The following is a 20,111-nucleotide window of genomic DNA, read 5'->3' as shown; positions in this document are numbered from 1 at the left end:
TTTTTGTATTGAAATGATTCTTTATTTTTTATTTCCAGCTGGAATTGCAGAATATCTCTCAAAAAATCGTAAAATTTCATTTTCAACCCAATAGTGAGATGTGCCAAAAGTAGTGAAACCAACATGTCCACCATGCTTTGGTGTCATCAAAAAAAGGTTTTCGTTAGATTCAGCCTGACTGTAAGGGTAAGAAGAAGCTGGCAAAAATGAGTCATCCAGAGCATTGATAATCAAAGACGGTAACTTGATATTTTCCAGAAACCGGAGACTGTTACAACAGGCATAATAATCTTTTGCATCTCTGAAGCCATGAATGGGAGCTGTGAAATATTCATCAAAATCCCATAGCGTCTTTACTTTTGAAATCTTTGAAAAATCTGCCACTTCAGGAAATTGTTGTTGTTTGATTTTCATTTTTGCAAGTAGGGTTTCGAGAAATTTATTTTCATAAAAGTGATTTTTTAGATGCATGATCTTAATGCTACCTGCTCTCAGATCACAAGGTACGGAGATACCTGCTGATGCCTTTATCTTATGACTCAGTGGATATACCCCATCTCCCAGATATTTCATAGTTACATTTCCACCCAGACTAAATCCACAGATAAATATCTCATCAAACTCATTGGCAGCATGAGTGATAAGTTGATGTAGGTCACGAGTCCACCCACTATGATACAGGGCTGGCTGTTGATTCATCTCGCCACTGCATGATCTGAAGTTGAAGGCTGCAATATTGAACCCATTTTGGCCCAAAGCATGTGTAGTGCCCATTATATATTGGGAATCACTTGATCCTTCAAGTCCATGAATAAGGATGGCGAGCTTTTTTGAATTATTGATGTGAAGCCAGTCCACATCAAAAAAATCCTGATCGGGTGTGCTATACCTTTTTCTTGTATATTTGTGTTGGATGCGTTTTCTGAAAAAGTAAGGATAAAAAGTATTGATATGACCATTTCTAAGCCAAAGAGGTGGCTTGTAAGGGGTTGATGCTGTTATTAACGGCATAGAAAGTAATGTTTTTCAGAACAAGTTTATTTACCACTCAATATTGGGATAAATCACACCGACACTAAATACAAACTGTGCATTGTCAAGTATCCATCGTGGCTCAACGTAATAGGTGTATTTTTCTGAAGGTACTTTGAAGGAAGCTCCCAAACTAATGGAATTGTTGATCACAGCAGTTTTTGTAAAATTGAGACCACCCATAGGACTTATAAATAATTTGTCATTGATATTGAATAGCCTGTAATGCAAATCCAAATCCAAAGACCAGGAAGCTTTGCTCGCAATGTAATAAGTAAAGTCAGTGTTGATTTCAAATTTTTCAGAAATGTCTTTTCCCAGTTTTGCGTTAAGGCCCAATGCTTTGAAATCAGTATTGGAGTTGAATTTCATACCACCACCAAAATAAAATTGACTATGGGCATGCTGTAAATTGAAAAAAAGAAACAGAACAAAAAGTCCTTTGAATAGATGATGTTTCATACTCAGGTGATTTTGTGGCACAAACATAAAGTAAATTATTGAAATTTAGGACTTATATAGTCCTTTTTGCAGATTCTTTCAACATCTTTGTACCTTCGGAAAAATTGTGTTGGGAAAAATTTTAATTGCAAGCAATTATGAATGTTTTGTATCAGAATGAACTTATAATTTATCTGATTGTCAGGGCTTGTTCATCTTCATACCTATAGTAAGTTAGTACCAATTCATGCATCATCTCAACCAATTGACCATTTACACCTTTTATTGAATGGGGAATTGTTGATTCGACCACATCCCATAATTCGCCAAAATAATTTCTCTCAACCTTTCCCGTAATTTCAATTTTCGTACTTTTACCTTTTTTAATAAGACTTACATTCAATTGAGCATCAAATCTCCAATATTTAATTTGCTCGCTGGTTGTAATTATTGTTCCTTTATTTTTATCAGAAGTTTTAATTTTAAATCCATAATCAATGATATGATTTTTTATTTTTTCATATGCAATATCAAATGAATCATCTGAATTGATCACAATTTCATACTTATTTTTAGGAAATCCATGAATATTGCTATTGGATTCGACCCGTGTGCCTGCAGTGACAAAATTTGTCTGACCAATAGATACGGTAGCAATGCCTGTGGAAAAAATTAAAACAAAAAGAAATCTTGCCATTATCATATAAGATTTAAAAGATAAAACAAATATAAAAGTATTTTTTAATTTTTACTAATTTTACAAGAAGTATTGAAAAGAATTTGGTGCGAAACCTAAAATTTATCTTTTTGATAAACTTATATGGTTGTGTACACTTCAAAAACATCCTTTAAGTCAATCGATAAGCCATTGATAGTGCAACATTGTACAATATCGTCTTGCACATAAGCTCTCACCCTTCTGTATTTTTCATTTTCAAGTTCAAAAACTTCAACTGTATTGTTTTTGGGTTCAACAATCCAGTATTCTTTGACTCCTGATTCCTCATACAGATCAAATTTATCCTGAATGTCTTTTTTAGTGGTGTGTGGTGAAAGTATTTCTATAATCCAATCGGGAGCTCCAAAGCAGCCTTTTTCCTGAATTTTGGATGGATCACAAATGACTACGATATCCGGTTGTACGACACGATCAGATTGCATAAAGTCTTTTCCCTTCACAGGCAAAATGACATCAAAAGGTGCATCAAAGAACTGGCATTGCTTACCTTTGAAATAATTGAATAAGATACCGCATAAATTTCTGGAAATACCCTGATGACCACTGGAAGGTGCCGGACTCATACGGAAAATCTTACCCTTGATGATCTCTACCATCTCATCATAGGAAAATTTTAGATAGTCAGCATATGTGTAATGAGTATTATTATATGCTGCTTCAGGTTCTTTGATGATATTTTCTTCCAAAATCCAATCAATTTGTCATTACAAAGATAAGCAAAGATAAGATAAAATTTTCAAAATCATGCAAAACGTGTGTATAACAAACTGCACGAATTCAAGTTTTCTTCATCGCTACCCTCAATTCCAAGCATAGCTTGGCAGGCTCTGAAGGGACGACCCGCCCAATTCAGCCACGCTTTTACCATTTATTAAAAAGAACACTGAAAAAGTGCAATTTGTTATACACACATGCAAAACTATTTTTGCAGTATGATGTTTCCTTTCACTTTTCAAGAACCATTGAAATAACATCAAATAAAATGAAAAATTTTGTAGTCATAGGTGGATCAAGCGGAATCGGTAAATCATTGGCTGAGATACTTGCTGAGCAGTATACTGTTTATGCTTCATTCAATACCAATCAGACTGTAAGTGACAAAATCACCTATTTTCATTATAATCACGAGCAACCCTTAAACAAAGAAAATCTACCCAATGTAATCCATGGTCTGATTTATTGTCCGGGAGCAATTTCTCTCAAACCATTTGGAAGAATATCACGTCAGACCTTTTTGGAAGACTATAATCTTCAGGTAGGAGGTGCGGTTGATTGTATACAGCAGTTGTTACTAGCATTGAAAGCATCCGGCAATGCTTCCATAGTTTTGTTTTCTACGGTTGCTGTACAAAAAGGTTTTAATTTTCATAGTTTGGTCAGTGCAAGTAAAGGTGCCATAGAAGGTCTTACAAAGGCACTTGCGGCAGAACTGGCTCCATCCATCAGGGTAAACTGCATAGCTCCGTCATTGACTCAAACTTCATTGGCGGCCTCAATGATCAATACGGAAGAAAAAATTGAATCTAATGCTCGCCGTCACCCTTTGAAGCGCATCGGCCAACCTGAAGATATATCAAAAATGGCCGCTTTTCTTCTTTCTGATGATGCATCATGGATCACGGGACAAATTATTCACATCAATGGCGGAATGTCAACAATAAACTTTTAAATTATTTATGGGAATATATCAATTAAAAACAGAGCAAATCATTCCTTCCACTTTGGAAAAAGTTTGGGATTTTATTTCTTCGCCAAAAAATCTGGCTAAGATTACACCACCATACATGGGATTTCAGATCACAAATGATCCTGTGTCTGAAAAAATGTATGCCGGTCAGATCATCTCATACAAGGTAAGTCCTCTATTAGGTATCAAAATGGATTGGGTGACAGAGATCACACAAGTGGTAGAGCATCAATATTTTGTTGATGAACAGCGCGTCGGCCCTTACAACATATGGCATCACCAACACATTATTGAAGGAGTGCCTGATGGTGTACTGATGAAAGATATAGTCAGTTATAAGCCACCATTTGGATTTCTGGGCCAGATTGCAAACGAGCTGATCATACGTAAGCAGTTGAATGAAATATTTGCTTACAGATTTCAGGCAGTAGAGTGGGAATTTGGAAAATTGGTTTTATAAAGCAAAAACTTATACTTAACATCGGATATCTTCCTACTTTTACAGGACATTTAAAACCTGTATAATTGAATTCTTATGATATTCTGTATGAAGATGACTACCTGATAGCAGTTCACAAGCCTACTGGTATTTTTGTTCACAGAAGCCGCATTGATCCTGCTGCTAGTTTATTTATGGTACAAGAAGTCCGCAACTTGATTGGTGCAAGGGTGTATCCTGTACATCGTCTCGATCGTAAAACTTCAGGTCTTTTGCTGATGGCAAAAACTAAAGAGATACAGTCTGTCATGAACAAAATGTTTATGGATAGACAAGTACATAAAAAGTATTTAGCTATAGTCAGGGGTTACACTTCCGAAACCTTTCAAATAGATTATCCTATCATGTCAGAGAAAGGCAAGCTTCAGGAATCCATAACGACATTTACTACTTTACAGACAACAGAGATACCTGAGTCATCCGGCAGATTTTCCACTTCCCGATATTCATTGGTCGAGGCTGTTCCATTGACAGGGCGGATGCACCAGATCAGAAGGCATCTTTCCCATATTTTTCATCCTATCATCGGAGACCGACCACATGGCTGCAATAAACAAAACAGATTTTTTCTCCAGAGATTTGGTTTGTCAGATATGATGCTCCAAGCTTCGTCACTACAGTTTGCACATCCGATTACTGGTCATGATACATATATATATGCACCAATCAAAGATGAGTTTAAAAGGGTTTATAAAATTTTAGGATTTGAAGAGAATGGATTCATTCCCAAAGCTAATGCACAGTTAAGGTTATTCTCAACAGAAATTTGATTGCGAAAATTTACAATCATAATTATACAATTTACAATACATTATAATTTATATTTTTCGAAAAATATTTTCTGTCAACTATAAATATCAGGACAAATGACTTAAAAACCGATAAGACATTGACAACAGAAAATATAAAATTAACATCAAAATGCAACGAATTTACCTAATACAATCTGACATTCAGGAATACAGCTACTGGAATGGCAAATCTAATAAAAAATGGTTCAGGGTCACTCAGCCCAATCTGTAGTGCGCCTTCGGTAGACAAAAATAGTCTTTTATTAAAATGATATTCAAAACCGTAGGATTTAGCAAATGCTGCCGTTGAACTTGCATCTGCGCCATCAGCACTGAAAAAAATTTCATAACCGCTTGTGTAAGCAAATTTTTTATCTTTTGAGATTGGTCTCCTTCTTTCCAAACCAAAACCAAGATAAAAAAAAATTGAACCATCATTACTTGCTCTTGAAGTAATGTTTGAACCAAAATTTACCAAAAAAGCCCTTTCAGAATAATATTTTTTGTATTTTAATCCTATGAGCCCGGCATCTGTCTTACCCAGATTAAAAGGAATAAATTTTGAGAGTAAAGGCGTAAAATTCAAGCCTATTTCTTTTGTGTGTGACCAAAAGTATGGGTCATCTTCATAGAGGTCTTCTTCAGCGTAAACAGAAGCAGTTGTATCTTGTGATTCTACCTGACCAGAGATAGTTACTGACATGCATAAAAAACAAACGACCCAATTCAATATTCTTACCATACTTATCAAAATGAAATATTGAAAAATAAAGATTGTGGAAGCTCAAGTCTGAGACTACTTACTTGCTTTTTCGGCTCATCTGACAAGATACCATTGATAGATAATGTTTCCGATGTTTTACCATACAAGCCATATAGCGTAGTTTCTGTACTTAAATGTAACCTTTCAGAAATTTTAAATTCGAGTCTTAAAACAGGGCCGAAGCCAATAGTGTATGTATTCATATCGCTTATAAAATTTCTGGATTGACCCTGACTAAAAAAAGTACTTACATTTGAATGCTCTTCAATATAACCCAAAAGAATATCTGCACCATAAGTCATCATCATTTTTGAGTAAAGCGGAAGATGTTTTTCAAGGCCAGCCCTAAAATTCACTTCCGTTGTTTTAAGTTTTTTGTTTAGGAAATCATTGCTATTAAATTCAGTGGTATTGGTGGATTTTATAGCACCATTGATAGCTGACCTGAACGATGATTTCGCATAATGCCTTCGAAATGAAAGGCCGTATGGCGAACTTGCATTATTTGGGTTCAGACTCAGTACATTACCCAGTACATTGGTAAAGTTGATACCCAATTGGTTTTTAAAAGTGTAAAAAGTATCAGATTTTTTTTGGGCCACAACTGAAGTAGCGAAAATCAGAAAGATAAAAAAATGTAATATCCTCATATAACTAAGATGAACTGTTATTTTTATAACGATGGCTTATCTTAAAATGTTGTTAAAGTTGTTGGTACAGTGTATTTAAAAGATCAATGTGTTTATCTTGTTTTGAGATTCATGTGACCGATAGATTTTATTTTGAAAGATGTTGCACATATGATATATTTTCATTACTATCAAGATTGAAATAAAGCAAAATTTTAACTTTCCCATTTGACATAATATAGTTAAGAGACATTTTTTATCGTTATAAAAATATTATCCAATCATTAAATTAATTTTATGAAGAACCTGATTACTTTAGTTTTTTGTCTTTTTATAGTACAGAAGTTGCATGCCCAGTATCAAACTGTAAAAAAAACCTCTGCTGATGGCAAATATTCCTACAATATCGTCACAGGAGATCCCACACAAACACGATTTTACACGCTTAAAAATGGTTTGCAGGTCATTTTGCATGAAAACAGAAATGAACCTAAAATCATGACTCTGATTACTACACGCGCCGGAGGGAAAAATGATCCTTCTACCAATACGGGACTGGCACATTATCTGGAGCACCTCATGTTTAAAGGCACAGGTAACTTAGGAACTATGGACTATGCCAAAGAAAAAATTTATCTTAATCAGATTGACGATTTGTATGAAGTATACAGACAGACCACTGACCAGGATATACGTAAGAGCATATATAAACAAATTGACTCCATATCGACGTTGGCTTCAAAAATTGCAATTCCCAATGAATATGATAAAGCCATGTCTGCGGTTGGCTCTAACATGACCAACGCTTTTACAAGCTTTGAGATGACAGCTTATATGGAAAATATTCCTTCCAACAATCTTGAGAAATTCCTTAATATCCAGGATGAAAGATTTACAAATCCAGTTTTTAGGTTATTTCACACTGAATTGGAAACTGTGTACGAAGAAAAAAATATTTCTCTTGACAATGGTCAAAGCAAAGTTTTTGAAGGTATGTTTTCAGGATTGTTTAGCAAACATCCTTATGGTACCCAAACTATACTTGGCGCAGTGGACCACTTAAAAAATCCTTCCATCAAGACCATCAGAAATTTTTACAATACTTATTATGTACCCAATAATATGGTAGTCATTTTGGCCGGAGATATCAATGCTGATGAAACAATAGGACTTGTTGATAAGTATTTTGGGGACTGGAAGACAGGTAACGTACCGAAGTTCACTTTTGAGTCCGAAGTACCAACCACTGAGCCAAAAGAAATGTATGTCCAAACGCCGGATGCAGAAAGTGTAGCTATCGGATTCAGAATGCCAGATAAAAATGATAAAGAAGCGATTTTAGCTGATCTTACAAGTGCAATTTTGTACAATGGGAAATCAGGTCTGATCGACAAAAACCTTGTGAATGCCCAAAAAGTACTGGAAGGCTATGGTTTTAACTATTTGCTTACAGATTATGGTCTGATATATTTTGGTGGTAAGGCGTTACAAGGCCAAACACTCAAAGAAGTAAGGCAGCTAATTTTGGACCAAATAGAAGCTCTTAAAAAAGGTGAATTTGATGAAAGTCTGATACAAGCCACGGTCAATAATCAGAAAGTTAATAAAGTCCGTGAGCAGGAAAACCCTATGTGGATGGCATTTACACTCAATGATTTATTTTCCACAGGCACACCTTGGGAAAATTATCTCAGAGATGTGGACAATATGGGGAAGGTAACAAAACAAGATATTGTAAACTTTGCCAATAAATGGTTTGGTAATAATCATATGACTGTGTACAAACTGACAGGTAAAGATACTACTGTACAAAAAGTAATCAAACCGGAGATTACAGCCCTTGAAATCAACAGGTCCGCCCAATCTGAGTTTTTGAGAAATGTCACAGCCACTCCAAATCCACCTCTAAAACCTGTATTTCTGGATTATCAGAAAGATATCCAATTTGGTGCTTTAAGCAAAGATGTTCCGATTTGGCAAGTACCAAATAAAAACAATAAGCTTTTTGATTTTTACTATGTATTTGATATGGGGAGCTTTAACATAAAAAAACTTCCCCTTGCCATCGAATATCTGAAACTGATAGGCAGCCAAAAAAAATCTAATGAACAAATCAACAAAGAATTGTACAATCTTGCAGTAGATTTCAATATATTTACATCAAATGAACAAGTATATGTGAGTATGTCAGGACTTGAAGAAAATAGAGAAAAAGCGCTTGCTATCATTGAAGATCTGATGCGCAATCCAAAGCCTGATCAGGATGCTTTGAACAAAATGATAGAGGCCAAGATCAAACAAAGGAATGACAATACACTTAACAAAAACTCTATATTCTGGAGTGCTCTGAATAATTACGTGGATTATGGTGCAAAGAACCCATACAATGATGTATTGAGCAATCAGGAAATGAGAAGTATCAAGGCGAATGAAATGACTGACCTGATCAAGTCATTGTTTGGATACAAACATAAAGTGTATTATTATGGCCCAACAGCTGTACCAGCATTGACAACTCAACTTAAAAAAGCACACAAAGTAGCACCCAAACTCAAAGATTATCCTCCTGCAAGAAAGTATGAACCTGCTAAAACAACAGATGAAAACAATATTTACTTTGTAAATTATGATATGATACAAACGGATATCAGTCTTCAAAGATGGGATGAAGCATACGATGTTAAAAAAACTCCTATTGTCGCTGCTTTTAACGAGTATTATGGAGGCAGTATGTCATCAGTAGTATTTCAGGAAATCAGGGAAGCAAAAGCATTGGCTTATTCAACATATGGTTTTTATTCTCCTCCAGGTAAAAAAGAAGATAAATATAAAACTGGCTTTTATGTAGGAACACAGGCAGATAAATTATCCCAGGCTTTTGATGCAATGAACGATCTGATTGAAAATATGCCGGAATCTGAAAAAAATTGGGATATAGGGCGTACATCCATCAAGCAAAACTTAGAAGCCAACAGGATTACAAAAACGAACATTTTGTTCAACTATCAAACGGCTTTAAAAAGAGGCCTTAATTATGACACCAGAAAAGATGTGTACCAGTCTATAGACAATATTACATTGGCGGATATTAAAAATTTCCACGGTAATCACATGAAAGATAAGAAATGGAATATCAGAGTGATTGGAGACAAAACCAAACTTAATATGAGCGACCTTGCAAAATATGGCAAAGTGGTCGAACTCAACCATAAAGATATCTTTGGTTATGAGGTGGAGTCTAAGGTGTTGAAACCTTAAAGTAAGTTTAAACCCAACTGTGTGTGAGAAAGTTTGGGAGTTTCTAATAAGCTCATTTCACATCATGACATGATTTTCAATAAAAAAAAAGGGACAATGTAATATTGCCCTTTTTTTTATTCATCTGATGATCTTTGATAAAAATACATCAAGGTCATTTAGAAGAAATCGGATATTTTTTCTTTTTGTTTTTCCAATACGATTTTTTCTTTGTGGCAGATTTGGGATGGCCTAATTCAACGGTTTCAACAGATTTTGAAGGTAATTCCGGCAATGGACTGATTACTTCAATGCCTGATCCTGTATATGTTTTAGATGGGATTTGAATACTGATCAGCCTCTGAATGTCCCGGATGTAGGCTCTTTCTTCATGATCACAGAAAGAAATGGCACATCCTGATGCCCCGGCTCGACCGGTTCGGCCTATTCTATGCACATATGTTTCCGGTATGTTGGGAATTTCAAAGTTGATAACTAAAGATAATTCATCAATGTCAATACCACGTGCTGCAATATCTGTGGCCACAAGCACCTTATTGATATTTTCCTTAAAATCATTCAATGCTTTTTGTCGTGCATTTTGCGATTTATTGCCATGGATGGCAGCTGACTTGATGTGATGTCTGCTTAAAACTTTAACTACTTTATCAGCACCATGTTTTGTACGCGTAAAGATTAAAGCATTTTGACCTTCTCTATCGTGTAGCGTTTGCAACAATAAGTTGTATTTTTCATCTTTTGCCACGTAGATCAATTCCTGCTGTATAGTTTCGGCAGTGGACGACACAGGTGTCACTTCTACCTTTACAGGATTTGTCAGTATAGTATGGGCCAATTCATTGATATTGGCAGGTATAGTGGCAGAAAAAAACAACGATTGCCTTTTTTGGGGCAGCAGTTTTATTATCTTTTTGATATCGTGAACAAATCCCATATCAAGCATACGATCAGCTTCATCAAGTACAAAAATTTCAATGGTGGATAAGTTGATGATTCCCTGCTGAATCAAGTCAAGCAATCTGCCGGGTGTAGCAACCAAAATATCTGTTCCTTTTCTTATTGCCTGTACCTGTGAAAGCTGAGAGACACCGCCAAAAATGGTTGTCACTTTCTGCTTTGAATTTTTACCATAAGCCTCAAAGCTATCAGCTATCTGTATGGCAAGTTCACGCGTAGGTGTTAGAACTAATGTTTTAATCACAGACTTTGATTGCCTGTTTTCTGACATAATTTCTAGACGTCTTAATATAGGCACAGCAAAAGCTGCAGTTTTTCCTGTGCCTGTTTGTGCACAGGCCAGAAGATCTTTTCCTTTTACAACTATGGGTATTGCTTTTATTTGAATCGGAGTCGGAACAGTGTAGCCTTCAGATTTCAGAGCATTTAAGATCGGCTCTGATAGATCAAAATCATTGAATGTCATTATATTTAGTTTGATTATGAAACTTATTTTCCTTTAAAAATAAGATTATCATAATATGATAAAGCACAAAGGTAGTTATATTAATTTAATACTTCATATTTACTTTTGGTTGTTGTGATTTCGTTGTGACAAATTTTGTATATGTTTTTTGATTTGCAATCTTATTAAAGATTCAAAATGTTACTGTTTTGTACTACTGCCTGATTTTTTTAAATTTTTTACTTTGACTCATCTTGTTTAAGCCTTGGATGAAGTAAAATAAAATAAAATAATTGAATTGATTTTTTTACAGCCTAGATATTATATAGTTTACCTTAAGGCATAAGGCATAAGGCATGGGGAAAGGAGAAAAACGTTTTGTTAAAATAAAATATTTGTCTTCGGAGTGGGTTCAAAGTAATTATTTAAAACGAGTTTCATTGCATTTGGTAAAGAACTTTAGCTATTTTTGTGCCATCATTCAAACCATTATTTATGATCAATGTAAATTCTGAAATAGGATTGTTACAAAAAGTAATTATTCATAGGCCTGATGAGGGTATTGCCAGGATTTCACCCAAAAAAGCTGAGGAATTGTTATTTGACGACATTGTTCATCTTCCTCAGATGAAAATAGAGCATGATATATTCAGGAAAGTCTTACAAATGCTCATAGGTAAAGAGAATGTCCTGGATACGGAAACCCTCATCATCGAAGGATTTGAACATAGCCCTGAAATTAAAGATGAGTTGATTGATAAAATAGTTGATTATGAGGAATTGCCTCAAAGTACCAAAGCATTTTTTATGTCTTTGTCTCCCGAAAGTCTTACAAAGCTGTTGATTTCAGGATATTATCAGGACGACGACCACATATATTTTGACCCTATTCCTAATTTTATTTTTACACGTGACATTGCTATAGTTGTGAAGGATCACGTTATTATCTCAAAAGCCGCAAAGTCAGCAAGATTCAGGGAAAATCTGCTCACAAGATTCATTTTTTATGCAAATCCTTTGTTTAAAGGGCTAAATGATCAGGGTAAAATTATCAACCTGAACCACCTTGATAAATTTCCCCCTTCAAAAAAAGGGGAAGTTGTATCATTAGAAGGCGGTGATGTCATGATGCTGAATGATGACTTTATTTTGATAGGGTGCTCTGAAAGAACAACTGATTATGCCATAAGAAGCTTGAAAGATGTGTTGTTTTCAAAAAATTTAGTCAGTAACGTGGCCCAAATCAATATTCCTGCAGACAGGTCCTGTATGCATATTGATACTTTATTCACCATGATTGACACCAATGATGTAGTTTGCTTCAAGCCTACTGTATATGACGGAATCAGTTCCAATGTAAAAGTTTTTAGAAAAAATGGTGCGGAAGTGGTATATGATTCCGTGAAGACTTTTTTCGCCCATGAAATCAACCCAAATGTCAATTTTATCTTTAGTGGTGAAGGTATATCACCATATCAGGAGAGGGAACAATGGACAGATGGATGCAATATGGTGGCGATTCGTCCCGGAGTGGCATTGACATATGACAGAAATCCCAAAACTGAGCATGCTTTAAAAAAAGCCGGGTACAACATCATTCATGCCAATGAATTTATAGAAAGGGTTGAAAAAGGGAAATTGAATACAACAAATATTTCAAAAACAATCATCACACTGCCATCCAATGAATTGTCCAGGGCGAGAGGTGGATCACATTGTATGACCTGTCCTATTGTAAGGACTTCATTATAATAGATATGTTGGCATTTGATTATAAGAAGCGGGTAAGATATGGTGAGACGGATATGATGGGGTATTTGTATTATGGTAATTATGCTCAATTGTACGAAATCGGAAGGGTAGAGACTATGAGGAGCATAGGGCTTTCTTACAAAATACTGGAACAAGACTATCGCATCATGATGCCAGTAGTACATGTGGAATCAAGATTTCTCTTACCAGCCAAATATGATGAGGAACTTACCATAAAGACCATTCTTAAGCAGTTGCCATCGCGTATGATTACCTTCGAAAATGAAATCTACAATGAGGAGATGACTTTGATACATACCGCTGTGGTCAAGTTGTTTTTTATTGACATGTCAAACGGTAAAAAAGTAAGTTGTCCTCAATATATGCTTGAAAAGTTAAGACCTTTGTTTTGAAAAGGAAGAAATGGAACATAGCTGAAGTATTTCATTACAGGGAAAACCTAAAAAGACTTTTGTCCTGGTCTAAAACGTTTATTCCGCCTGGATTTTCGGGTGTCTCCCTTTATGAAGTCGTTACATTTGTCTTGAAAGAAACCCAAAAGGACAATCTCACTACAAGAGCCAATTCAGTATCTTTCAGCTTGTTTTTATCCATTTTTCCTGCGATTATTTTCATTTTCACTTTACTGCCTCTTTTCACTATAGTGCAGGACTACACGACAATGTTGAGTGATCAGTTGCATGGTGTAATACCTAAAAATGCCCATGAATATATTTTTTCGATCATTAATGACATTACTTCCATCAAAAGAGACAGCTTACTTTCCTTTGGAGCTTTGTTGGCCTTGTTTTTTTCTTCAAATGGTATGCTTACCCTGATGTCCGGATTTGACAAGGCACATCATGAAACTTTCAAACCGCGTAAGTGGTACATCTCAAGGTTGATTGCCATAGGACTGACAGTAGTGCTTACATTATTATTGATTGTATCTTTGATCATGCTGGTGTTGGAAGGACACGTCATCACTTACTTAAGGGATGTGATTCGGTTTTCTGATGTATTGATCTTTTTATTCTCTTTGTTCAATTGGTTTTTTGCCGTTTTTTTAGTGTATACGGGCATAAGTTTGATCTATACGTTAGGGCCTTCCATGCACAGAAGGATACCATTCATCAATGTCGGAGCCATGATTGCTACCATTTTATCATTGATCACTTCTTTGGGTTTTAGCTACTTTATCAATAATTTTGGCAGATACAATGAGATTTATGGTTCTATAGGAGCATTGATAGTCATCATGGTATGGATACAATTCAATTCATTTATTTTGCTGGTAGGTTTTGAATTAAACGCAAGTATTTCTGTACACAAACTGAAGAAAAGAAAAGAACTCTCATCCCAAAAAAGTTAAAATTCTTCAACATAGTGGAGTTAGTCTCAACAAAGTGCAAATGGAAATAGCAATATCGATGGCGAGGCGTTTCAACGCTGATATTGGATATTAAATCAAATTTTATAGGTGTTTATTTTGTTCTTGTAGCATAAGATTTTGTTTTAGCGCTTTTACTACATTTTGACCGTCTAATGCTGCTGAGATGATGCCTCCTGCATAGCCGGCACCTTCACCTGCAGGGTACAAACCCTTGATTTGAGGGTGGCAAAATGTGGACTCATCCCTAGGTATCCTGACGGGTGCAGACGTTCTGCTTTCCACACCGATGATGTTGGCTTCATCGGAAATAAAGCCTTTCATTTTTTTATCAATATTGATCAATCCCTGGCGAAGTCTTCTGTACACGAAACCAGGTAATAACTTATGAAGCGGAGCAGAAAACAAACCGGGTATGTAAGATGTATCATTCAATACCGGCGATAAGACTCCATTTACAAAGTCAGATACTCTCTGTGCAGGAGCTTTTTGAGAACCATCACCAGCTTCAAACATTTTTTTTTCGATTTCTTTTTGAAAATTCAATGCTCCTAATACTCCAGTATAGCCATATTTTTGAAGCTCATCAAGGTCAATTGATGTGACAAATCCTGAATTGGCAAAAGGACTGTCTCTCCGTGACAGGGACATACCATTGACTACTATTTCTCCAGGTGAAGTAGCAGCAGGTACAACCAATCCTCCCGGACACATGCAAAAAGAAAATACACCTTTATCATTCACTTGGGTTACTACACTATAACTGCTGGCCGGCAGGTTTTCATCCCGCATAGGCTGATGGTATTGGATCTTATCGATAAAAGCCTGACTATGTTCAACCCTCAAACCTAGTGCAAATGATTTTGGCTCGATCAATATTCCTTTATCGAGCAGCATGTAATAAATGTCTCTGGCTGAATGCCCAGTGGCAAGTATTACATTAGAAGCCCTGAATATTTTTTCTCCACATCTGACTCCTGCTATACTCACACTATCAGTTATCAGATATGTGACCTTGTGTTCAAAATGAACTTCACCACCAAATTTTTCAATGGTTGACCTGATATTTGAAATGATCATGGGTAGCTTGTTGCTACCGATATGTGGGTGAGCATCGGATAGAATTTCCGGATTTGCACCATGTTCTATAAGCAGTCGCAGGACTTTGTCTATTTTTCCACGCTTATGAGACCGTGTATATAGTTTTCCATCACTATAAGTACCTGCACCACCTTCACCAAAACAATAGTTTGAATCAGGATGAACTACACCTTCTTGTTGGATAGATTTCAGGTCTCGTCGTCTTGATCTTACATCTTTGCCTCTTTCAAGAACAATAGGCTTCAGACCTACCTCAATGCACTCCAATGCAGCGAAATACCCTGCAGGTCCTGAGCCAACTATTATCACACTTTCATTATTGCTGACATTCTTATACTGACTTTTTATCTGCGCGGGTTCAGAGTATGCTTCATCTATGTATATATCATATCTCAAAACATAGACAGCTTGTCTTTTTCTGGCATCGATAGATTTTCTTGTCAGAATCCTTGATTTTATTTCACCATCAACATTTCCTAAAATCCTGTCCTGGAGCATCGTAAGATACGAATCATCAATCAATTTTTCAGGTAAAACTTTGATTTCGATGGTTTTTATCATCTATTGAAATTTTCAAAGTACAAAAGTAATCTAATATCCTGACCACTTAAGGTATGTTTAAAATTTTTTTTAGTTGTAAATCAAGAGATTATGGTTCCGGTGATAAAATAATTAACGAATTTAGTGAACTAAATGAGGCGATTATTTTGAATCCAGGTTCATAATATATTGATTTTAAGGCAATAAAAATTTAAACATACTCTAAAAGCATCGTCTGTATAACAAATTGCACGTTTTCAGTATTATTCTTATAAGACGGTAAAAATGAGGTTGGATTGGGTGGCTCGTCTCAAGCATAGCTTGACAGGCTCTTTAGGGAATGAGGGTAGCGGGGAAGAAAATGTGAATTGGTGCAATTTGTTATGCACACACACGTATCTGCACAATAATTGAACAAAATAAAAACATTTATCTTTATGATCCGTTTCATTAGGAGAAAATTGATCGTTAAAATAATGCATACAGATACAGTTGATAACTTACCATTGATAGAAGAATCCGCACGTTTTTTTGCGCATCAACACATATTACCTCAAGTGATGGAGTGGGATGAAGCACAATATTTTCCGGTTGAGGCCATGCGAGGTTTGGGAGATCTTGGTTTTATGGGTGTTTTAGTACCTGAAGAATATGGTGGTTCCGGACTTGGTTATCATGAATATGTGAGTATCATCGTAGAAATTTCAAAAGTTTGCGGTTCTGTTGGTTTGAGTCTGGCTGCACACAATAGCTTATGTACAGGTCATATTTTGGCTTTTGGCAATGAAGAACAAAAACAAAAATATCTCCCGAAACTTGCGTCAGCCGAATGGATTGGTGCCTGGGGACTCACTGAAGCCAATACAGGTTCTGATGCTATGCGTATGAAATGTGTCGCTGTCCAGGATGGTGATCATTGGGTTATCAATGGTGCCAAAAACTGGATTACACATGGAAAATCAGGCGATGTTGCAGTAGTTTTGGCGCGTACCGGTGATCTATTAGACAGCCACGGTATTTCAGCATTTATAGTTGAGAGGGGCACCCCGGGATTTTCTGCAGGAAAAAAAGAAAATAAACTCGGCATGAGAGCTTCAGAGACAGCAGAGATGATATTTGATAATTGTCGGATACACAAGTCACAAGTCCTTGGTAAAATAGGCGAAGGATTCATTCAGTCCATGAAAATCCTTGATGGAGGCCGCATTAGTATTGCAGCACTCTCTCTTGGTATCGCCAAAGGCGCCTACGAAGCTTCTGTCAAATATGCCAAAGAGAGAGAACAATTCGGTCAACCTATTGCCAACTTCCAAGCGATTTCTTTCAAACTTGCTGATATGGCGACCAAGATTCAGGCAGCTGAGTTGCTGATAAGAAAATCAGCCCACCTTAAAAACAACCAACAACCTGTCACCACAATATCAGCCATGGCCAAATACTATGCTTCAGAAATCTGTGTGCAAATTGCTACTGATGCTATCCAGATATTCGGTGGTTACGGCTATACAAAAGACTTCCCCGTTGAGAAATATTTCAGAGATTCTAAGTTGTGTACCATCGGTGAGGGTACATCTGAAATACAGAAATTGGTCATTAGTAGGAATATATTGAAGGAAGGGTAGGTGTTAATAGAACACTTTTAATCTCAATAATGAGTATATATTAAATTTAAAATTTTACCATTTGCCTGCAAGTGGTAAATTTAATTTTACCCTGCAAGCGACGCAAAAGTGGAAAACTAAATAAAACAGATGAAACATTTTTTTACAATTATTTTTTGTTTTAGTCTATCGTGTATTATAGGTCAACAAAAGCACACCTTAAGTGGCTATATAAAAGACGGTGCTACGGGTGAGACATTAATAGGGGCCAATATTTACAATACGTCCAATACTGCTCAGGGGACGGTCACCAATTCTTACGGTTTTTACTCCCTGACTCTCGAATCCGGGAATTATAAAATTGTGGCTTCATATCTGGGATATGAAGATCAGGTTTTTGAAGTAGACTTGACTAAAATCCTGAGTCTGAATATTTCACTAAATGAGGGTGTGGTGATCGATGAAGTTGTAATCACAGCCGATAAAGATGAAAGGAAAAAGAATGTAGAAGGCACACAGATGGGCACCATAGATATCCCGGTAGAAAATATTAAAAAGCTTCCTGCTATCTTTGGAGAAGTCGATGTGCTGAAGACTATACAATTATTGCCGGGAGTACTATCATCTGGTGAAGGCAATGCAGGGTTTTATGTGAGAGGCGGAGGTCCTGACCAAAATCTGGTACTACTCGACGAGGCAGTGGTGTATAATTCTGGCCATATGCTTGGATTCTTTTCAGTTTTCAATGCTGATGCTCTCAAAAATACTACCTTGATAAAAGGCAGTATGCCCGCAAATTACGGGGGCAGACTATCTTCAGTACTTGATATTCAGATGAAAGAAGGTAATAATCAAAACTATGAGGCGGAAGGAGGCATCGGACTTATTTCATCCCGACTGACTTTTCAGGGACCCATTATCAAAGACAAGAGTTCTTTCATCGTTTCAGGCAGACGTACTTATATTTTGGATTTAATTCAACCTGCACTTGAAGGTTCCAATTTTGAGGGCACTAATTATTACTTTTATGATTTGAATACCAAATTGAATTATACATTTTCGGACAAAAACCGGTTGTATTTCAGTGGATATTTTGGAAACGATGTTTTGAAGTTCAGACAGCCTACCCGTGATTTTTCTTTTGATTTGCCTTATGGAAATAAGACAGCTACATTAAGATGGAATCACCTGTTTAGTGAGAAAATGTTTATGAATATTTCAGCGGTTTACAATGATTATCAATTTCAGTTTAACGGTGGGCAGGACGATTTTGTATTCAAATTGTTTTCAGGAGTAAAAGACTGGAATCTCAAAGCAGATTTTGAAAATTATCCAAACACGACACATACACTCAAGTACGGCATCAATTATACCTACCACACTCTGACTCCCAATACTGCCAGCGCATCAAACGGTGAAGTTGAGTTCAATACATTATTTAAGCCTAAATATGCCAATGAAAGTGCTATATATCTTCTTGATGACATAAAAATAAATACTAAGTGGGCAATCAATACAGGGTTCAGATTTAGTATGTTTCAACAGGTCGGACCATATACGTCTAAGATTACAGGAAAAGAATTTGGAACATTTGAGACAGCCAAAACATATACTGGTTTTGAACCCAGACTGGCTATAAATTATAAGGCTTCCAATGAATTCAGTATTAAATCCGGAGTCGCTGTAACTACACAGTATCTGCATCTTGTGAGCAACTCTTCAAGTACCTTACCGGCTGACGTATGGGTGCCGAGTTCGGAAATAGTCAAACCGCAAAGAGGTGTCCAGTATGCCTTGGGATTATTCAGGAATTTTAACAATGATACCTACGAAACATCGTTTGAAGTATATTATAAGGATCTGAGAAACCAGATAGACTACGCTGACAATTATGTCAATGATATAAGTAAGGAAGTCGAAGATGCATTTGTATTTGGCAAAGGCCGTGCGTATGGAGCTGAGTTTTTTCTTAAAAAAGCCAAAGGCAGATTGAACGGGTGGATAGGGTATACTTTATCCAGGTCTGAAAGGTCATTTGAAGATATAGAAGGTGGAAGATGGTATCCGGCAGTATATGACAGAACAAATGATGTTTCTGTTGTTCTAAATTATAAACTGTCAAAAAAATGGGATTTTGGCGCTATCTTTATTTATGGTACTGGAAAACTATTTACACCTGTGAGAGGATTTTTTTTCGTGGAGCAGAATATCAACCTGTTTTATGGACCTCGTAATAGTTCACGGCTTGATGATTATCACAGGATGGATTTGTCAGCGACATACACTCCCAGACCAAATTCAAAAAAGAAATGGAAAGGGAGTTGGAATTTTTCGGTATATAATGTATACAACAGGAAGAATCCATTCTTTGTAAACTTTGATACCACAACTGATTTTCAAACAGGTACCAATACAATTACCGGATCAAAAATTACCATTTTCCCTTTGATACCAAGTATTACTTACAACTTTAAATGGAATTAAGC

General features: G+C 36.2%; 17 protein-coding genes. 9 read left to right on the top strand and 8 right to left on the bottom strand.

What is annotated here, in order from left to right; genetic code table 11:
* Window positions 1-21: 21 nt before the first annotated feature.
* The 4 genes from IPK35_12760 to IPK35_12745 form a co-directional block, all read right to left on the bottom strand.
* Window positions 22-1,011: an alpha/beta fold hydrolase gene (locus tag IPK35_12760; protein MBK8054106.1), complete on the bottom strand. Its 990-nt coding sequence runs from the start codon at window positions 1,009-1,011 to the stop codon at window positions 22-24.
* 30 nt (window positions 1,012-1,041) lie between these two features.
* The gene (locus IPK35_12755; GenBank protein MBK8054105.1) at window positions 1,042-1,494 is read right to left on the bottom strand and encodes a hypothetical protein; all 453 of its coding nucleotides are present in this window, start codon (window positions 1,492-1,494) and stop codon (window positions 1,042-1,044) included.
* A 169-nt stretch (window positions 1,495-1,663) separates the two neighbouring features.
* Complete coding sequence (locus IPK35_12750) at window positions 1,664-2,170, bottom strand: hypothetical protein (GenBank protein ID MBK8054104.1); 507 nt, start codon at window positions 2,168-2,170, stop codon at window positions 1,664-1,666.
* A 119-nt stretch (window positions 2,171-2,289) separates the two neighbouring features.
* Entirely contained in the window at window positions 2,290-2,808 is a 519-nt protein-coding gene (locus IPK35_12745) for a Uma2 family endonuclease (GenBank protein ID MBK8054103.1), read from the bottom strand.
* Between the two features lie 386 nt (window positions 2,809-3,194).
* Here IPK35_12745 and IPK35_12740 point away from each other — a divergent pair, with 386 nt between their 5' ends.
* The 3 genes from IPK35_12740 (at window position 3,195) to IPK35_12730 (ending at window position 5,168) form a co-directional block, all read left to right on the top strand.
* Entirely contained in the window at window positions 3,195-3,881 is a 687-nt protein-coding gene (locus IPK35_12740; protein MBK8054102.1) for an SDR family oxidoreductase, read from the top strand.
* Between the two features lie 7 nt (window positions 3,882-3,888).
* Window positions 3,889-4,359 carry an SRPBCC family protein gene (locus tag IPK35_12735; protein ID MBK8054101.1) on the top strand — a complete coding sequence of 157 codons (471 nt, stop codon included), beginning with the start codon at window positions 3,889-3,891 and terminating at the stop codon, window positions 4,357-4,359.
* A gap of 65 nt (window positions 4,360-4,424) precedes the next feature.
* Complete coding sequence (locus IPK35_12730) at window positions 4,425-5,168, top strand: pseudouridylate synthase (GenBank protein ID MBK8054100.1); 744 nt, start codon at window positions 4,425-4,427, stop codon at window positions 5,166-5,168.
* Between the two features lie 166 nt (window positions 5,169-5,334).
* Here IPK35_12730 and IPK35_12725 read toward each other — a convergent pair whose 3' ends face one another.
* A complete protein-coding gene (locus IPK35_12725) occupies window positions 5,335-5,931 on the bottom strand; it encodes a hypothetical protein (protein MBK8054099.1) in 597 nt (198 codons plus the stop codon).
* 5 nt (window positions 5,932-5,936) lie between these two features.
* Window positions 5,937-6,602, bottom strand: coding sequence for a hypothetical protein (locus IPK35_12720; protein ID MBK8054098.1), 666 nt, complete (start codon window positions 6,600-6,602; stop codon window positions 5,937-5,939).
* 276 nt (window positions 6,603-6,878) lie between these two features.
* Here IPK35_12720 and IPK35_12715 point away from each other — a divergent pair, with 276 nt between their 5' ends.
* The gene (locus tag IPK35_12715; protein MBK8054097.1) at window positions 6,879-9,839 is read left to right on the top strand and encodes an insulinase family protein; all 2,961 of its coding nucleotides are present in this window, start codon (window positions 6,879-6,881) and stop codon (window positions 9,837-9,839) included.
* A 154-nt stretch (window positions 9,840-9,993) separates the two neighbouring features.
* On the opposite strand, the gene IPK35_12710 is transcribed toward IPK35_12715, so the two are convergent.
* Window positions 9,994-11,262 carry a DEAD/DEAH box helicase gene (locus IPK35_12710; GenBank protein MBK8054096.1) on the bottom strand — a complete coding sequence of 423 codons (1,269 nt, stop codon included), beginning with the start codon at window positions 11,260-11,262 and terminating at the stop codon, window positions 9,994-9,996.
* Window positions 11,263-11,736: 474 nt separating this feature from the next.
* Here IPK35_12710 and IPK35_12705 point away from each other — a divergent pair, with 474 nt between their 5' ends.
* From IPK35_12705 to IPK35_12695, 3 genes are read left to right on the top strand one after another with little or no spacing between them, the layout of a single operon-like run.
* Entirely contained in the window at window positions 11,737-12,993 is a 1,257-nt protein-coding gene (locus IPK35_12705; protein MBK8054095.1) for an arginine deiminase, read from the top strand.
* 5 nt (window positions 12,994-12,998) lie between these two features.
* Entirely contained in the window at window positions 12,999-13,406 is a 408-nt protein-coding gene (locus IPK35_12700) for an acyl-CoA thioesterase (GenBank protein ID MBK8054094.1), read from the top strand.
* Complete coding sequence (locus tag IPK35_12695; GenBank protein ID MBK8054093.1) at window positions 13,403-14,365, top strand: YihY/virulence factor BrkB family protein; 963 nt, start codon at window positions 13,403-13,405, stop codon at window positions 14,363-14,365. The genes IPK35_12700 and IPK35_12695 overlap by 4 nt, the downstream gene beginning before the upstream one ends.
* Window positions 14,366-14,467: 102 nt before the next feature.
* On the opposite strand, the gene IPK35_12690 is transcribed toward IPK35_12695, so the two are convergent.
* Window positions 14,468-16,045: an FAD-binding protein gene (locus IPK35_12690; protein ID MBK8054092.1), complete on the bottom strand. Its 1,578-nt coding sequence runs from the start codon at window positions 16,043-16,045 to the stop codon at window positions 14,468-14,470.
* A 455-nt stretch (window positions 16,046-16,500) separates the two neighbouring features.
* On the opposite strand from IPK35_12690, the gene IPK35_12685 reads away from it, so the two are divergent.
* Together IPK35_12685 and IPK35_12680 are read left to right on the top strand one after the other, a co-directional pair.
* Window positions 16,501-17,646, top strand: coding sequence for an acyl-CoA dehydrogenase family protein (locus IPK35_12685; protein MBK8054091.1), 1,146 nt, complete (start codon window positions 16,501-16,503; stop codon window positions 17,644-17,646).
* 129 nt (window positions 17,647-17,775) lie between these two features.
* Entirely contained in the window at window positions 17,776-20,109 is a 2,334-nt protein-coding gene (locus tag IPK35_12680; GenBank protein MBK8054090.1) for a TonB-dependent receptor, read from the top strand.
* Window positions 20,110-20,111 lie beyond the last annotated feature (2 nt).

It is taken from the genome of Saprospiraceae bacterium, from assembly GCA_016713025.1.
Lineage (GTDB): Bacteria > Bacteroidota > Bacteroidia > Chitinophagales > Saprospiraceae > OLB9.
This window is presented reverse-complemented; position numbering and strand designations above follow the sequence as displayed.

Bases quoted from the DNA above. Each gene is read 5' to 3' on its own strand.
- IPK35_12720 (MBK8054098.1), bottom strand. From the start codon at position 6,602: ATGAGGATATTACATTTTTTTATCTTTCTGATTTTCGCTACTTCAGTT.
- IPK35_12745 (MBK8054103.1), bottom strand. From the start codon at position 2,808: ATGGTAGAGATCATCAAGGGTAAGATTTTCCGTATGAGTCCGGCACCT.
- IPK35_12715 (MBK8054097.1), top strand. From the start codon at position 6,879: ATGAAGAACCTGATTACTTTAGTTTTTTGTCTTTTTATAGTACAGAAG.
- IPK35_12750 (MBK8054104.1), bottom strand. From the start codon at position 2,170: ATGGCAAGATTTCTTTTTGTTTTAATTTTTTCCACAGGCATTGCTACC.
- IPK35_12680 (MBK8054090.1), top strand. From the start codon at position 17,776: ATGAAACATTTTTTTACAATTATTTTTTGTTTTAGTCTATCGTGTATT.
- IPK35_12755 (MBK8054105.1), bottom strand. From the start codon at position 1,494: ATGAAACATCATCTATTCAAAGGACTTTTTGTTCTGTTTCTTTTTTTC.
- IPK35_12700 (MBK8054094.1), top strand. From the start codon at position 12,999: ATGTTGGCATTTGATTATAAGAAGCGGGTAAGATATGGTGAGACGGAT.
- IPK35_12690 (MBK8054092.1), bottom strand. From the start codon at position 16,045: ATGATAAAAACCATCGAAATCAAAGTTTTACCTGAAAAATTGATTGAT.
- IPK35_12710 (MBK8054096.1), bottom strand. From the start codon at position 11,262: ATGACATTCAATGATTTTGATCTATCAGAGCCGATCTTAAATGCTCTG.
- IPK35_12685 (MBK8054091.1), top strand. From the start codon at position 16,501: ATGCATACAGATACAGTTGATAACTTACCATTGATAGAAGAATCCGCA.
- IPK35_12760 (MBK8054106.1), bottom strand. From the start codon at position 1,011: ATGCCGTTAATAACAGCATCAACCCCTTACAAGCCACCTCTTTGGCTT.
- IPK35_12735 (MBK8054101.1), top strand. From the start codon at position 3,889: ATGGGAATATATCAATTAAAAACAGAGCAAATCATTCCTTCCACTTTG.
- IPK35_12725 (MBK8054099.1), bottom strand. From the start codon at position 5,931: ATGGTAAGAATATTGAATTGGGTCGTTTGTTTTTTATGCATGTCAGTA.
- IPK35_12740 (MBK8054102.1), top strand. From the start codon at position 3,195: ATGAAAAATTTTGTAGTCATAGGTGGATCAAGCGGAATCGGTAAATCA.
- IPK35_12705 (MBK8054095.1), top strand. From the start codon at position 11,737: ATGATCAATGTAAATTCTGAAATAGGATTGTTACAAAAAGTAATTATT.